Raw genomic sequence first — 16,776 nt, 5'->3', positions numbered from 1 at the left:
GCTAATAGTTTTATCACATTCATAATAACTTTAAGCAATTGTAATTAATAGGGTAACTTTTTACATAATATATGGGGCATATTTTACTTCTTAATTAAAAATATTCAACCTTTACAGGAGATATATCTTCTATATGTTCTAACACAGGAAGTTTTATTAATACTCTTGTTCCCTCTCCAGGAATGCTGTCAATAGAGATCCCGTACTCATCTCCAAAATACAGCTTTATTCTTTCATTAACATTCTTTATACCAATACTCATCATTTTAGTATTAGGTTCACACTTGCCATTTAGCATAAGCCGTATTTGTTCCAGTTTTTCTTCATCCATTCCAACCCCGTTATCATAAACAACTATTAATACATGGTCACTGTATCTTTTAGCTGTTATTTTTACAATTCCCTTATTCATTTTGCTCTCTAACCCATGATAGATTGAATTTTCTACAATTGGCTGAAGTAAGAGTTTTATTGTATAAAGGTCAACAATATTTTCGTCAATATCAAATAAACAGTCAAACTTGTCTCCATATCTAATTTTCTGTAATTTTATATACAGATTGACATGTTCCAGTTCCTGCTTCATCTTTACGATATCTTTGCCTTTGCTGATACTGAGTTTAAAAAGCATGCCAAGATCATCCACCATTTGTGCAATCCGTTCTTGTTTGTTTATCTTGGCCAACATCTGTATTGAAATGAGGGTATTATATAAAAAATGAGGATTGATTTGATTCTGAAGAGATTTTAGTTCTGCTTCCCTTTGCTTTGCCTGAGCACTTGCAACCCTTGTAATTAATTGTTTAAGGTTTGCTTTCATTTCTGATACACCATCAGCAAGCTGTCCGATTTCATCGTTGCGTTTTATTTGGATATTCTGATCAAAGTCACCCTCGCCGATTTTTTTCAAAGCGTTATTCAAGGCTACTATAGGTTTGGATATGCTCTGGGATATAAAGAATGTGAGTACGATTGATACAATGGCAGCAGTTATTGCCAGCACTATGATCATTATACCTATTGTATTAGTTGTTAAATATACATAATTTTCAGGTATTATTTGAATTATTTTCCATCTTGAGTAGGAGGAAGTTATATAATTCATGAAAAACTTTTCGTTGTTCCAATTTATAAAACTATTTCCGCTATCGTCTTTCAGCAAGTTTAAATCCAAATCTATCACACTGGTAAGCAGTTTTCTATCTTTTGAATAAATTATTCTTCCTTCCTGGTCAGTTATAATGATTTCGCTGTTTCTGTAATTTTGAGTGCTATCGCATATTTCGCTCAACAGTTTGAAATTTGCATCTATAAGTATTACTCCAAGAATTTCGCCGCTATCAGTATCTAAAATACATCTGGCAAGAGAAAAAACGTAATCACCGGAACTTTTTCCCTGATATGGCAAATGTGTTCCGATGAACACAGGAGCACCTTCCTTTTCAAGAGTGTCAATATACCAGGGGGCATTCTTGTATTCGTAATCAACATCAATTATTACACTATACATATTATAGCTGTATTTATTTAAATCAGAAAAAATATAAACACCTGAAATATCTTTTCTCAATATGCTTATTTTTGTGAGAAATTCCCGCATTATCGAATATTTCTCAACCACACTTGTATTCCCATAGCCTTTATCGCTTCTCAATACATTTCTCACGTCCTTGTCTGCGATGGCCATGATTGAAAGCATGTCCATATTTTTTAAACTATCATCTATATTTTTTGAAATTTGGCTGAGGTTATTTTTCGAATACTCAATAAAATCCTTCCTGACAACGTTTGAGGAATACAGAAAGGTAAAAATTCCTAAGAATATGAGTGGTATAACGGACAAACAAACTAATATGACCATTAGTTTTATTCTTATACCCCATTTAAAAAAAGTCAACACTAGCTTATTTTCCCTCCGCTTTTGTATTCATTCGGGGTAACACCTGTTATCTTCTTAAACAGTGATAAGAAATGCTTATAGTCTTTATATCCTATTTTTCCGCATATGGTTGAAATTGGCATATCCGTTGAGGTTAAATATTCTTTTGCCGTATTTATCTTTATTTCATTTATATAATCTATGAAATTTTTATTTGTCTCTTCCTTAAACAATCTGCTAAGATAACTGGGATTATAATAAAATTTTTCTGAAATACTGTTCAACGTAATTTCTTCCTGCCCTAAATTTTCAGTAATATATGCTTTAATCTGTTGTATTATGGATTTAGGTTTTTCTGTTCTAAATTTCGCAAATTCGTTAGAAAACTTAATGATAGAATCTTCAATCCAGGTAAATATCTCATCAACATTGTTAAAACTACGCATGAATTCCTGTGAATAGATCTGTTCTCCAAAAATCTGTGTTCTGAAACCAGTTTCATAAGCAAATCTGACTATTGAGATTATTACTTCTACAAGTGCAGAATATATGCATTCAACTGATATGTATTTGTACTTTTTTATAGAATTTTTAAAACCTCTTATAACTTTATTTATTCCGATAACATCGTTATTAACTACGCAGAAAATAAGTTTTTTCCTTTCTGACTGGGACAAAAAGAAAGGTCTGTTGTCATGGATACTTTTCATGTTTTCAAGAAATAAAATATTATTGTCCCCCATAATGACTTTGTAATCAAGAATTTTTTCAGCTTCCTTTATATGGATACTTATTTTGCTTAAGTCCTTAACCGCACAACTCACACAGCCAACAGTTTCTATACCGTACTTTTGGAGCATTTCATTATTGAGTCTTTCGAAAGCTGTTCTCAGAATTTCTTCTATGCTTTGAGATTCAGTCCAAGATAATATAATAAATACTTTATTAGAATCGGTTACTGCATATAGTTTATAATTCTCATCATTTTCTTCAGAAATGTATTTTACAAGCAAGTCCTTTATAATATTTGTTATTCCTTTTATATTTGATTTGCCATCTGCGTTGCTGTTTTTATGGTGTTTCCCGCTAGGTCCTACAAGTAAAACTAAGTAGTTCAAATTTTCCAGATCAATTTCCAGTTCGTTAAATCTGTTATATAGCTCTTCCTTGCTTTGATTTAACTCTCCTCTAAGGAGTTTTTTTATAAAACTGTCCCTGAGAAGCGGCATTGATTTATTAAGTTTTCTGTTCAAACTTTCTTCTATTTCCCTTTTTTGTTTCTGTTCCAATAATTTCTGTGTGCATAAGCTCATAACCTGATGAAGTTCCTCTGAATGTATAGGCTTCACAAGATAATGAAAAACACCCAGCGAAATAGATTTTTTGGCATACTCAAAATCATCATACCCACTCAAAATAATGTATATAGAATTAGGTAGTATCGCCTTTAACCTACTTATTAATTCAAGACCGTCAACTTCAGGCATTCTTATATCCGAGACAATTATTTCAATGTTTTCCCGTTTGGCTATTTCGATTGCTTCTTCAGCATTACCAGCCTCAAAAACCTGGCTTATAGAATATTTGTCCCATTCGAAGAAATACTTAAATCCCTGACGTATTAAAGGCTCATCATCAACGATCATCATCTTAAGAAGCGGTTCAGAGGAAATTGAAAGCATTATATACAAACCCTCCTGCAAAGAAGTTTATGCAACACCCATAAAGACAACTTTATTTTATCACGATATTTGACTTTTTTAAATATTTTGTTAACTATTTGTGTAATCCCTCTGCCTCATTAATCGCCGCTGATAAGTATTACTGCTGCAACTGCAAGTAATATACCTGCAACTTTTCTCAGGTGCATTTTCTCCTTCAAAAACAGCCAGCTTATAACTGCTATAATTACAATGGCCATCTGTGTTATTGGTATGATCATAGCTACATCACCAGTTTTCATGGCTATCAGCATGTTTACAATTGATGACCATAAAATAACGCTAGATACAAATGCAATCAGAAGCCCTTTTTTACTTATGTTCCATTGCCCTGCTTTAATCTCCCAGCGTCTTTCTTTAAATAAAAAAAGGCCTGCAATCAGTGATACGACTATATATCTCCATAACAGAAGGTTGAAGGATTGTGTACCGGCATTTACAGCAAGTTTATTTGCAAAATTTATGAACCCTGCAAACAGGCAGGCTCCCAGGCTCATAATTGTGCTTTTATCCAACAGCCTGGTTTTTTTCTCTTCCTTGCTGGATATATTAAATCCCGCTATCAAGAAAATACATGAAATACTTAAGGCTATACCAATTCCCCTTCTTAAGCTTATCCTTTCATTTAAAAAAATTACTGCAAGAATTATTGAAGGGATCATATTAAGCCTGAATATTGTTACTGCTGTCGAAGTGTTATTACCTGTAAAGCTGAAAAGGAACAAGATATATGACGAAAACGATAGTATACCTAAGATAACACCGTAAACTATACTGGGAATATCAAATATAGCTCCTTTATACATAAATAATCCGGCTACAAAACTAATTATAGCAGAAAATGCCGAAGAAAAAAAATAAAAGGAAAGCACCTGCTCCCTGTTCTTACCTGCTGAAGATGACCTGTATAAAAGGTCATTTGCAGCATTTAATACTGCTCCCACTATTGCATGATAAAAAGCTGCGTTCATTTTTATGCCACCTATCAATATTTTTCGCTACATATATTCTATATTTTTTTAATATACCACACAATACCTCCAAAAGCTTCATTTTAATTTATTTGTTGATATTTTTCTATTTTTTACGCCAAAAGCAAACTCGCTTCGCTCGGGTCTTAATTAAGCTGGTATAAGTATATAAAAATACCCCTGCCAATTGTGTTGGCAAGGGCTAAATAACAGTACTAGAGCATTTTCCCTATGTAATGTTTTCTTACCTTTTTATGCGGCAACTATCTGATTAGCTCTGGACACTTTTCTCGGTACTCTCTTCACTTGTCTTCTTAGCCGCTGATGCTTCCATGGCAATACCTATAATTAGTCCTACTATTGTTCCTACTCCAGTGTAGGATATCCAAATACCATTGCCGGTTGCTGCAAAAAGAATAATCATTAAAGCCGCCCCAAATGCTGTTCCCAAAAGAAGTCCCATGCCTAGATAAAAGTTCTTCTTCCTTTTCATGAAGCTCCTCCTCCAAAAAGATTTGTACAATTTATTTTATTGCAATAAAAAGACAAATAGACATTCCATTTAGTAATTATTCAACAAAGAATACGAAATTCCTCTTTATTTTAAATATTTTTTATGAGGGAAGCAGGAGAACCGTCCCTCTGCTTCCGGAGGAGCAGTTCTCCTGCTTCCTATGACTTTCATCAGATAACTAAAAAGCCCGATTTTACAATCGAGCTTTTTATATCCGGGATACTATCCCAGTACTTTTTTTACTATTTGGTTAACTACCTTACCATCAGCTTTTCCCTTAATTTGGGGCATGATAACTTGCATTACCTTACCCATGTCCTTCACTGAAGTAGCTCCCACATCTTTTACGGCTTTCATGACTATTTCTTCAATCTCTGCTTCGTCTAATTGCTTTGGTAAGTATTGTAATAATATACTGATTTCATAATTCAAATTATCAATCAAATCTTGTCTGCCGCTTTTTTCATAATCTGGTAAGATATCTTTTCGTTTCTTTAATTCCTTTGATATTACTTCTAATACACCATCATCATCAAGAGTAACCTGTTTATCCTTTTCAACCTGAAGAACAGCAGACCTTATCATCTGGACAACATTTTTCCGGATGATATCCTTTTCCTTCATTGCATTTTTCAAATCTTCAAGTAAAGTCTCTTTAAGGGACATAGTCTAACTCTCCCTTTAATTGTAATTAGTATTATCTATATCTTTTCTTTCTTGCTGCTTCAGATTTTTTCTTTCTCCTTACACTGGGCTTCTCGTAATGCTCTCTTTTCTTTATTTCAGCAAGCACACCTGCTTTTGCGCATTGCCTTTTAAATCTTTTTAGAGCACTATCAAGAGTCTCATTTTCTTTAACTCTGATTTCAGACACATATTTCCCTCCCTCCGATGGTAACAATTGTGCTAAGAATAAACTGCGTATTCTGCTATTTCTTTTACTGGGAATTTAACTAAAAACAGCACACACTATATTATATATTAACCTTTAAATTAAAGTCAATAAAAAACTCATATTGATATTTACACCATATTTACCCACATATTTACCCATTTTTTATTTATAATGGCATTTTTATATTATCTTTAGCCCGAGATTCACTCCGCCAATAAGATGATAGTGCAGGTGCATAACTGTCTGTCCTGCATCAGGTCCGCAGTTATTAATTAATCTGTAACCCTTCTGAGCTATCCCCAGTTCTTCTGCAATCTTTTTTGCTGCCACATGAATATGGGCAATTATCTGAGAATTATTCTCATCAATGTCATTCATGCTTTTAATATGCTGCTTTGGAACAACCAACACATGAATGGGCGCAACGGGATTTATATCATTGAAAGCTATAACATTGGCATCTTCATATACTATTTTAGATGGGATTTCCTTGTTTGCTATTTTGCAAAAAATGCAATTTTCCATATTTCAAAAACACCCTCCTGACATATACTATGTTACTATGCTTATTTATTTATCTGCTGTTCAACAACTGATACAGCATGTTGCAAAGCTTCATTGACTTTGGAAGTATCTTTGCCTCCAGCCTGCGCCATATCGGGACGGCCTCCTCCGCCGCCTCCTGCAATCTTTGCTATCTCTTTTATCAGATTTCCAGAATGTATGCCCATGCTTACAGCATCCTTTGTAGCCATAACAACAAAATTTACCTTATCTCCGGTAGTTGAAGCCAATACTACAACTCCCGTTCCAACCTTGCTTCTAAGCTTGTCTCCAGTTGCCCTGAGAGCTTCCATATCCATCTGTCCCATAGAAGCAGTTACCACTTTAATTCCCTGCACATCTTTTGCCTGGGACAGTATTTGATCCATTGAACTGCTTATAAGCCTGTTTTGTAATTGTTCAATTTCTGCCTCGGCCTTTTTATAATTCTGAATCATTGTTTCAATTCTTTTTAAAACATCCTCAGGACTGGTTTTAAGTGCAGCGGCGGCCCGGTTAAGCATATTTTCCCGATCCTGATAATATTGAAGGGCGCCTTCACCTGTCAGTGCTTCTATCCTTCTTACTCCGGCAGCGATGCCACTTTCTCCGATAATTCTTATCAAACCAGCCTGGGAAGTTGATTTAAGGTGTGTTCCACCGCAAAGTTCCATGCTGTAGTCTCCAACTTTAACAACCCTGACGACATCGCCATACTTTTCCCCGAACAAAGCGGTAGCACCTATTTTTTTTGCTTCGTCCAAACTCATTTCCTTAACTTCAACAGGTAAGTCAGCCATAATCACATCATTGATTTCTTTTTCCACAGTTTTAATCTCTTCCTCAGTAAGGGAAGTAAAATGATTAAAATCAAATCTTAACCTGTCTGGAGAAACCAGTGAACCTGCCTGGGCAACATGGTCACCCAAAACATTCTTCAAAGCTTTTTGCAGTAGATGTGTAGCAGTATGATTTCTTGCAGTGGACATCCTTCTTTTAACATCAATTTTGGCTTCCACTTTATCCCCTGTTTGTACTGCACCTTTTTCTACTATGCCTATATGGAGGTGTTTGCCATCAGGTGACTTTTTGCAGTCGGTCACTTTAATATATACATTAGTGTTTTCTAATATACCGGTATCCCCCACCTGACCACCGCTTTCAGCATAAAACGGGGTTTTATCAAGAACTATAACAACATTATCTCCTGCTTCTGCCCTGTCGACAATTTTTTCGTCTTTAATAATGTACAGTACCTCTCCATGGCATTGTTTATCCACATATCCTACAAACTCTGTAGCACCTCTATTATCCAGACCTGCAAAAATACTCTTTCCCCATGCGGAAGAATCCTTATCTTTTAATGCTTCACGGGCTTTTCTCTTCTGTTCTTCCATTTCATCTAAGAAGCCTTTCTCATCAATGGCAAGGCCATTTTCTTCGGCAATCTCCCGGGTCAAATCCATGGGAAAACCGAATGTATCATGGAGTTTAAATACAATGCTTCCTTTCAGTACCTTTTCATTATTAGCCTTGGCTTCCGAAATGTACTCATTCAATATGGAAAGGCCTTGGTTTATTGTCTCCTCAAATCTTTCTTCCTCTATTTTTATTACTTTTGTAATGTATTCAGAATTTTCTTTTAATTCCGGATAAGCTTCCTTTGATTCATTAATAACAACTTCTGCAACCTTGTATAAGAAAGCGTTTTCAATTCCTAAAAGTTTCCCATGTCTGGCAGCTCTTCTAAGTAATCTCCTTAATACGTATCCTCTTCCTTCATTTGAAGGTATGATACCATCCGATACCATCATTACGGTACTTCTTATATGATCTGTAATTACTCTTATGGAAACATCAGTCTTATAATCTTTACCGTACTTGACTCCGGCAGTCTGGCAAACACAATCCAATATTTTCCTGATAGTATCCACTTCAAACAAGCTATCTACATCCTGCATTATGCATGCAAGACGTTCCAGGCCCATACCTGTGTCTATGTTTTTCTTTTCAAGTTTTGAATAATTGCCATTTTCATCTCTATTAAACTGAGTAAATACCAGGTTCCAGAATTCAATATACCTGTCACAGTCACAACCTACTTTACAGTCCGGTTTTCCACATCCTTTTTCAGGTCCTCTGTCGAAGTATATCTCCGAGCAAGGCCCGCAGGGGCCTGTACCATGTTCCCAGAAGTTATTATCTTTACCCATTCTTACGATACGTTCCGGAGGAAGCCCGATATCCTTATTCCATATTTCAAAAGCTTCGTCATCCTCCTCATATATGGAAACCCAGAGCCTGTCCACAGGCATTGCCATTTCAACCGTAACAAACTCCCAGGCCCAGCTGATGGCTTCTTTCTTGAAATAATCGCCAAAGGAGAAATTCCCCAACATTTCAAAGAAAGTACCGTGTCTTGCTGTCTTACCAACGTTTTCGATATCAGGAGTCCTTATACATTTCTGGCATGTAGCCACTCTGTTTCTAGGTGGCTTTTCCTGGCCTGTAAAGTAAGGTTTTAACGGAGTCATTCCGGCATTAATAAGTAAAATACTTGGGTCATTATTAGGCACAAGAGAAAAGCTGGGAAGTACCAAATGCCCTTTGCTTTCAAAAAATTTTAAATATCTTTTTCTTATCTCGTTCAGTCCTAGTTTTTGCATATATAAACCCTCTCAACAAAAAAAATATATTTATATTTATAATATATATATTTTAACTTTTTCAAGCAAACTCGCTTCGCTCTGGAATTCGGTGGGGATCTAGCAATCCTCCACTGAACAAGGTTGTTATTATAATTTACATCAATTCAGCTCCCGCTTATAGAAGAGAGAGACTTCTTGATGTCTGGTTATAGCCAGGAACTTAGTTCTGTAGCATAAAATTAACATTAAGTTAATAATATATAAATGATAATTTAGTGTCAAGAATTCTCTACTTTACGGATGCACATATTTTTCCGGGTGCATATATCTGCATATATTTATTTCTAGTTAGTACACCCATATTATAAGCTTAAGCCAGAGCATCAACTGCCCTTTTTATAATAACCTTGATCATCCCTGTGACGGGGACTGCAAAAATCATCCCTATTATACCGAACATTTCTCCTCCTACGAGAACGGCAATTATTGTTATTACCGGATGCAATCCCACTTTCCCTTCAATTATTTTAGGCGAAATTAGTACATTTTCCAGCTGCTGAACAAATATAAACATGATTACCGTCCATAATCCTTTCATGGGTGAATCTATCAGGGCAACTGCCGTAGCTGGAACAGCCGCTATAATAGGGCCAAAATAAGGTATTATGTTCGCTATTCCTCCTAACATCCCTAAAAGTAATGGATATTTTACTTTCAGCAATATCAGTCCGATACTCTCCATTACTCCAACAATAAAAGCTGTAGTAAGCTGTCCCTGGATAAAGTTTGACAGCACCTGTCCTAATTCCTTTATGGTGCCATGAAACCCTTTTCTCCATTTACGGGGTACCAGTGACATAATAGATGACTTAAAATAATCCGAATCTTTAACCAAATAATATCCTATCACCATTGCAAGAGCCAGATCAAAAATAAACCTTGCAGTAATAATAATACCTGATAATACTTTTTTTAAGAGATTGGTTAAATAGGTTTGTAATATTAATATTGTATTCCTGATTTCGTTTTGAACTGCATTTTTTATTTCCTGGGGCCAACTGCTTGATTCTATGGATGTAATAACTTTGTTAACCACGTCCTGATATTCTACAGTCATATTTGGAACGGTGTTCGTCAGTTCCTGGGTATTGCTTATAATCTCAGGAACTATAAATATTATAACGGCAAAAAATGATACAATAAATCCAAAATACAATATCAGAATACTATATTTCCGTGGTATTTTTTTCTCTTCAAGCTTTAATACTGGAGGTGCAATCAAATATGAAATTATTACCCCCATTATTACAGGTGTGATTATTCTTTTTATCTGTTCTCTAAATCTATAGAAAAATAAAATAATTACCACAATAATCAGTATTATAATAACAAAATAAAATATTTTTCTTGACTTAACAGCCATTATTTACTCCCACTCAGTTGAAATACAAAAAGAAACAAAGGGAAAGTTCTCATGCTTCCAGGTTCCCATGTTTCCTGAAAATCAGGAAACATTTCTCCCGCTTCCCGATAATCGGGAGAACGGTTCAGCAAAGACTTGGTGAACAATCCCCTTGCAGATAAATTTTCATTGAAATATTTTCCCATATAAAATACTTTTTACATTGAAAAACACTTGTCCTTTTTATAATCGCTTTCCATTGACGGAAGCGTGAGAACCGTCCCCCTGCTTATTATCTAAATACATCAACAATGTCACTAATTATGTTGCCTGTTCTTCTCATCATTGTTCTTCCCGTTTTTATCATTCTTTTTCTATTTCTTCCATTCATCATATCTGAATTAGAAATCATGGCTATTGATGCTCCCAGTAATCCTCCAACTATAAGGCCTTTTCTAAAACTGTTCATATTATTTCTCCTTTCGTATTTTAATTTTATGTCATTAATAAATTATCCTTTAAAGTATATGATTTCTTAAAAATTTTCTCTTTATTCCTCCGCCAGTACTCATCATTTCTTCCACTGCTTCTCTTCCAACCATTACATTATCCTCTCCAAACTCGACTTTGCCAAAAAGAGGGAGAATATTCCTCCTCTGGACAATGTCTTCATAAATACCATCTGAAAGCTCTATACCTTCTACTCTTCCAGTAACAGGGTCAAAAAAATAGTCTTTAACAACTCCAAGCTCTCTTCCTGTTTTTGTGTATACCTTCCTTCCGCATATAACTCCCCTGTTAAATGGTGTACCTTTGTCAAAAGGTTTTTTTACGCCAAGATTGTTCAGAAAGTCCAAACAGAAAAAGTTTTTCAAAATAATTGCATCAGTCCCTAAGTTTTCTATGCTTTCAAACAGAAATCCCTTGGAGTTAACGCCAAATCCTTTTTTTTCTAGCTCAAAAGCTTTAACTTTCCTTTCTTCAAGGGATACAATCACATCCCCAACAATTCCCAGCTTTTTTCCCTTTTGGCTGCAAAACACAGGCATGCCGATAACTTCTCTGTATCTTATCATGTTACTTCTTTCCATAAAATATATTCTAAAATAGGTGTTTACATATATTATTGCTTTATATAACAAAAAAATTCATATATAATATTTTTATCTGTTATTAACGTACAATGACTGTCGTATATGGCACACGATATCGGAAGGGTGGTCAAACTTTATGAAACAAATTACTGACATTATGGAACATATAGGAATATCCATTCCGGAAATTCTTCTTCCTGCAAAGGAATGTGATCTATATAAATGGTCTGTAGTAGCCTGTGACCAGTATACATCACAAATTGAATACTGGGATAAAGTTAAAGATATTGTTGGAAACAGTCCTTCCACATTTCACTTAATATTACCTGAAATCTATCTGGAAGAAAAAGACGTTGACTTAAGAATAGAAAAAATTAATAAAACTATGAATGAGTATCTTCGCCAGAATATACTGTGTTCCAGTAAACCATGCTTTATTTATGTTGACAGAAAAACTTCCCATTCTCCTTCTAGAAAAGGTCTGATTCTTGCTGTTGACTTGGAAAAATACGATTATTCCCCAGGTTCTCAAACACTGATCAGGGCTACGGAAGGCACTGTTGTTGAAAGAATTCCTCCCAGGCTTAGAATCAGGGAAAATGCCAGCATTGAGCTTCCTCATATAATGCTTCTGATAGATGATCCTGATGATACGGTAATAGGCCCTCTTTCACAAAATATCCACAGGCTTGAAAAAGTATATGACTTTGATCTTATGATGGGTGGCGGGCATATACAGGGTTATAAAGTAGAAGATGAAAATATTATTGCAGACATTGTCCATGCCCTGAATAAACTTGCTTCACCAAAAGTCTTTAATGAAAAATATGGTTTTTCTGATTACAAGGCACCCTTACTGTTTGCCGTAGGTGATGGCAACCATTCGCTGGCAACCGCCAAATCCCACTGGGAAAACATAAAGAAGAAGCTTCCTGAAGATAAGACTTTAACTCATCCTGCAAGATATGCCCTTGTTGAAGTTGTCAATGTTCATGATAAAGGTATCACCTTTGAACCCATACATAGAATACTGTTTAATGCAAATCCAAAATTGATAGAAATAGAGCTGATAAAAATCTGCAAAGATATGGATCCTTTCTTCAGGTTGTTTGACTGCAAGGAAAGCTGTCTTGCAGAAGTGGACGCCTTAAGGAAACAGACCAAGGCTCATGTTATACCCTTTGTGGCTGAAGAAGAATACGGCTTAATAGCTATAAACAAGCCAAAGCAAAATCTTGAAGTGGGCAGTCTCCAATTTTTCCTTGATGCTGTTATGAAAAAATATGATCAAATAAAGATTGACTATATTCACGGTGAAGATGTTTTAACTAGTCTGGCTGCTAAAGAAGGTAATATAGGATTCATACTGCCTTCTATGAAGAAGCAGGATCTTTTCAAAACTGTAATACTGGACGGAACTCTTCCCAGAAAAACTTTCTCAATGGGAGAGGCCGAAGAGAAGCGATTCTACCTGGAATGCAGGAAAATATGTTAATGGAATAAGCCAATAGAATAAACTAATGTGAAAAAAGTGAAAGTAAAATACCAGGCATCTTCAAAATGCCTGGTATTTTGTATTTTATTTATTAATGTTAAAATCTAAGCTTGGAAACTCTTAGTACTCCATCTATTTCTCTCAGCTGTTTAAGCATTTCTTCGGTAACATCTCCATCCACACTGATAAATGCTACAGCTTTTTCACCTTTTCTGTTTCTGCTCCACTGCATTGCTGCAATGTTAACATTTCCTGCTCCAAGTATTGAACCTATCTTACCTATCATTCCGGGCTTGTCTATATTCTGGATAGCAATTACTGTTGGAGAAGGTTCAAAATCCAGTTTATATCCAAAGAAATCTACAATCCTTATTTCTTCCTTTGCAAATACTGTTCCGGAAACGCTGAGTTCTCTGCTCTTAGTACAGAATTTTACAGTAATGAGGTTGGTATATTTTTCTAAACAGGAGCTCTTGCTTTCAACCAGGCTTACACCCATGCCGTTGGCTATGAACTCTACGTTAACATAATTAATGTTTTCGCTTACAACCGGATCAAGGAGACCCTTAAGAGCAGAAAGAGAAATTAGCTTGGTTTCCTTATCAACCAAATCCCCTCTGTAAATTACTTCAATTCTTTCTACAGTTTCTCTTTCAGACTGATAATATATTTTCCCAAGCATCTCAGCCAATAAAATGTAAGGCCTAAGGCCGTTTATATCACCGTTGCTGATATGAGGCATATTAACAGCAGAAACAATCTGCCCGTTTAATACGCCTTCCACAAGTTTTGCCGAATCCAGGCTTACATTATGGCTTGCTTCTTCGGTAGAAGCTCCCAGGTGGGGAGTATAAATTACATTATCCAGTTCAATAAGAGGATTGCTGAAATCCTGTTCCTCAGGTTTTTTATTAAAAGCAGGTTCCTTTTCAATAACATCTAATGCTGCTCCTGCAATATGTCCTTCCTTTAAGGCATTATAAAGTGCCTGCTCATTAATAATGCCTCCTCTTGCCACATTAATAATCCTGGCACCTTTTTTGCACATTTTTAATTCTTTTTCGCCAATTAAATTATATGTTTCAGGTGTTTTAGGTACATGGACAGTTACTACATCAGACTGGGCAAGAAGTTCTTCAATAGTTTCACATTTCTCAACTCTCAGTTTTGCAGCTCTTTCTTCCGTCAGGTAAGGATCGTATGCAACAACTTTCATATTCAGGCCTCTTAATTTTGTAGCAACTATTGTTCCTATTCTGCCAAGGCCGATAACACCTGCGGTTTTTCCGTCCAATTCAATACCGGAAAATTTATTTCTTCTGAAATCTTTATTTTTACCAGCATGATATGCCTGTGGTATGTTTCTGAATAATGCAAATATTAATCCAATAGTCAGCTCGGCCGCTGCCATAATATTTCCCTCAGGAGTGTTAACTACAGCAATACCTCTTTTGGTGCAGGCTTTTACATCAATATTATCTATGCCGTTACCTGCCCGGGCAGCAACTTTTAAGTTTGTAGCTTTTTCAAGCAGTTCTTCATCAACCTTGGTTGTACTTCTTACTATTATAGCATCATATTCTCCTATAATATCCAAAAGTTCATTGCGGGCAATCCCAAACTTTACATCTACTTCAAAACCCTTTTCTCTTAAATAAATTATACCATCATCTGCCATTTTATCTGTTACTATAACTTTCATCTTATAATCCCTCCGATTAAATTATTAAGGAGAAACTCCCCGTTTAAGGTATGTGACATTCCCCGTTTAATCTCTTAATAGAGAAATCTGTTTTATTGTCGGGGGAGTGTCCCAATTTAGATTAAGGTAACGGGATACTCCCCCTTGCAATTAGGGAGCTTACTTTTTGTCGGAAAATGTCCTCATTTTTATTTTCTAATTAATTAAGCTGTCAATCGCTTTAAGCAATTCTACTATATCATCCATAGTAGCATCAGCCATATGAGCTATCCTGAATGTTACTTCTTTAAGGTCACCGTAGCCGTTAGAAATAGCATACCCCATTTCTCCAAGTTTTTTATTCAAATCTCCTACATTAATGTTCCTGGTATTTTTTATTGTTGTAAGAGTGTTGGAAGCATATCTTTCCTCAGGAAATAGCGCAAAATTCTCTTTTGCCCACTGGCGGACATACTTGGCCATTTCCAGATGTCTGGCAAACCTCTGTTCAAGCCCTTCTTCCAATATTCTGTCCAGCTGGTAGTCAAGGGCAAACATATGTGAAAGTGAAGGAGTTGATGGATACTGGTAATCCTTTTTCTTGATATAATTATATAAATCAAGCAAATCCAGATATACACCCCTGAATTCTACTTTTTTGGCAGCTTCTACAGCTTTTTCAGAAAATGAACAGATAGCCAGTCCGGGAGGCAACCCCAAACACTTTTGTGAAGAGGTGATGCATATATCAACTCCCAATTTATCTACTTCTATTTTTGTCCCACCTAATGAACTTACTGCATCCATACACCATACAACTTCAGGGTATTTCTTCATTACCTGGCTGATTTCTTCAACCGGGTTCATAACTCCTGTTGATGTTTCATTATGTGTAATAGTTATTAAATCGTATTTTCCTGTAGACAGTACCTGATCTACCATCTCAGGAGTTGTAGCCTTCCCCAGGTCAGAAGAAAACTTATCTGCGGGAACGCCATTGGCCACAGCCATCTTATACCATCTGTCTCCAAAAGCTCCTACTGAAAAAATTGCTGCTCTCTTTCTTGTACAAGAACGTACAGCGCCTTCCATTAATCCGCTCCCTGAAGATGTTGAGAGCAGTATCTCATTTTCGGTATACATCACTTTTCTCATTTTTTCTGAAATTCTTCTCTGCAAATTTGAAGCATCTTTTGTTCTGTGTCCTATCATGGGTGTGGCCATTTTTTGAAGAACATCTTCTCTGACTTCAACAGGTCCGGGAATAAAAAGTTTCTTATGCATAATAATCCTCCTCACAAAAATCAAGTATTTTTAGTATTTCTAATTTTTATCACATATTAAACTAAATACCTGCTGGAGAGTGGAAGATACTTTTATAATAAAAATAAAAGCCAAATCCAAGAACGATTTGACCCCTGAAAATACAGACATGATATAGCATCATTAGTTGCTTTCATTCACTCTGTCCTTTTGCCTGAGAGATTAAGCTTATAAAGCCCTGCCCCTTCGGCGCCATTATTGGTCTCTCCAGAGGTTCGTCGTGATGAGGTCTCTATAACCTGAGAGTTTAACTCCTTCGGTGCATTTTCTGCTATTTTATAGAATTACTATTTGAGCAAACCAGAAAATGCTCTCCCCCACCAGTCATCCGCCAATATTAAATTTTAATTCCAATGCCTTAAATTTTTAATATATAAGCAATACTAAGATGTATTACTAAGTTGAATAACAAAGCTTAATTTCAATTTGTATTGTCATTTATTATAGAACTATGTTAAATTCTTGTCAAGTAAAATTTTAACTTTTGATAGCGTTAATTTACTGTAGGGAAAAGAAGCAAAGAATCATCCTGATATCGCGTATTTCCGGAATGCCCTTGACAACAAGCATCTCCCATATGGTTTGTCAGCCTGGGCGGCACCCCACCACT

Annotated in this window: 14 protein-coding genes and 1 riboswitch; of the genes, 1 reads left to right on the top strand and 13 read right to left on the bottom strand. The window is 35.7% G+C overall.

Features of this window, described 5'->3' with window-relative positions; genetic code table 11:
* Positions 1 to 94: 94 nt before the first annotated feature.
* The 11 genes from GXX20_07855 to GXX20_07805 all read right to left on the bottom strand — a co-directional run bounded on the left by GXX20_07855 (position 95) and on the right by GXX20_07805 (position 11,649).
* The gene (locus tag GXX20_07855) at positions 95 to 1,900 is read right to left on the bottom strand and encodes a sensor histidine kinase (GenBank protein HHW31569.1); all 1,806 of its coding nucleotides are present in this window, start codon (positions 1,898 to 1,900) and stop codon (positions 95 to 97) included.
* The gene (locus GXX20_07850; protein HHW31568.1) at positions 1,900 to 3,561 is read right to left on the bottom strand and encodes a response regulator; all 1,662 of its coding nucleotides are present in this window, start codon (positions 3,559 to 3,561) and stop codon (positions 1,900 to 1,902) included. Before GXX20_07850 ends, GXX20_07855 begins: the two co-directional genes overlap by 1 nt.
* 119 nt (positions 3,562 to 3,680) lie before the next feature.
* Positions 3,681 to 4,571: an EamA family transporter gene (locus tag GXX20_07845; protein ID HHW31567.1), complete on the bottom strand. Its 891-nt coding sequence runs from the start codon at positions 4,569 to 4,571 to the stop codon at positions 3,681 to 3,683.
* 271 nt (positions 4,572 to 4,842) lie between these two features.
* Positions 4,843 to 5,064, bottom strand: coding sequence for a hypothetical protein (locus GXX20_07840; protein ID HHW31566.1), 222 nt, complete (start codon positions 5,062 to 5,064; stop codon positions 4,843 to 4,845).
* A gap of 243 nt (positions 5,065 to 5,307) precedes the next feature.
* Positions 5,308 to 5,751, bottom strand: coding sequence for a GatB/YqeY domain-containing protein (locus GXX20_07835; GenBank protein HHW31565.1), 444 nt, complete (start codon positions 5,749 to 5,751; stop codon positions 5,308 to 5,310).
* Positions 5,752 to 5,782: 31 nt separating this feature from the next.
* On the bottom strand, positions 5,783 to 5,959 hold the full coding sequence (locus tag GXX20_07830; GenBank protein HHW31564.1) for a 30S ribosomal protein S21: 177 nt from the start codon (positions 5,957 to 5,959) through the stop codon (positions 5,783 to 5,785).
* A 201-nt stretch (positions 5,960 to 6,160) separates the two neighbouring features.
* A complete protein-coding gene (locus GXX20_07825; protein ID HHW31563.1) occupies positions 6,161 to 6,505 on the bottom strand; it encodes a histidine triad nucleotide-binding protein in 345 nt (114 codons plus the stop codon).
* Positions 6,506 to 6,546: 41 nt separating this feature from the next.
* A complete protein-coding gene (gene alaS / locus GXX20_07820; GenBank protein ID HHW31562.1) occupies positions 6,547 to 9,189 on the bottom strand; it encodes an alanine--tRNA ligase in 2,643 nt (880 codons plus the stop codon).
* Between the two features lie 352 nt (positions 9,190 to 9,541).
* Positions 9,542 to 10,594 carry an AI-2E family transporter gene (locus GXX20_07815; protein ID HHW31561.1) on the bottom strand — a complete coding sequence of 351 codons (1,053 nt, stop codon included), beginning with the start codon at positions 10,592 to 10,594 and terminating at the stop codon, positions 9,542 to 9,544.
* A 271-nt stretch (positions 10,595 to 10,865) separates the two neighbouring features.
* Positions 10,866 to 11,042, bottom strand: coding sequence for a YtxH domain-containing protein (locus GXX20_07810; GenBank protein HHW31560.1), 177 nt, complete (start codon positions 11,040 to 11,042; stop codon positions 10,866 to 10,868).
* Positions 11,043 to 11,091: 49 nt separating this feature from the next.
* Positions 11,092 to 11,649, bottom strand: coding sequence for a photosystem reaction center subunit H (locus tag GXX20_07805; GenBank protein HHW31559.1), 558 nt, complete (start codon positions 11,647 to 11,649; stop codon positions 11,092 to 11,094).
* A gap of 175 nt (positions 11,650 to 11,824) precedes the next feature.
* Here GXX20_07805 and GXX20_07800 point away from each other — a divergent pair, with 175 nt between their 5' ends.
* Positions 11,825 to 13,162: a DUF1015 domain-containing protein gene (locus GXX20_07800; protein ID HHW31558.1), complete on the top strand. Its 1,338-nt coding sequence runs from the start codon at positions 11,825 to 11,827 to the stop codon at positions 13,160 to 13,162.
* 97 nt (positions 13,163 to 13,259) lie between these two features.
* Here GXX20_07800 and GXX20_07795 read toward each other — a convergent pair whose 3' ends face one another.
* Positions 13,260 to 14,864, bottom strand: a complete 1,605-nt coding sequence (locus GXX20_07795; protein HHW31557.1) for a phosphoglycerate dehydrogenase — start codon at positions 14,862 to 14,864, stop codon at positions 13,260 to 13,262.
* A 195-nt stretch (positions 14,865 to 15,059) separates the two neighbouring features.
* Positions 15,060 to 16,127 carry an alanine--glyoxylate aminotransferase family protein gene (locus tag GXX20_07790; GenBank protein HHW31556.1) on the bottom strand — a complete coding sequence of 356 codons (1,068 nt, stop codon included), beginning with the start codon at positions 16,125 to 16,127 and terminating at the stop codon, positions 15,060 to 15,062.
* Between the two features lie 171 nt (positions 16,128 to 16,298).
* A riboswitch (glycine riboswitch) is annotated at positions 16,299 to 16,387 on the bottom strand.
* Positions 16,388 to 16,776: the final 389 nt, after the last annotated feature.

The organism is Clostridiaceae bacterium (assembly GCA_012840395.1).
Lineage (GTDB): Bacteria > Bacillota > Clostridia > Acetivibrionales > DULL01 > DULL01.
This window is presented reverse-complemented; position numbering and strand designations above follow the sequence as displayed.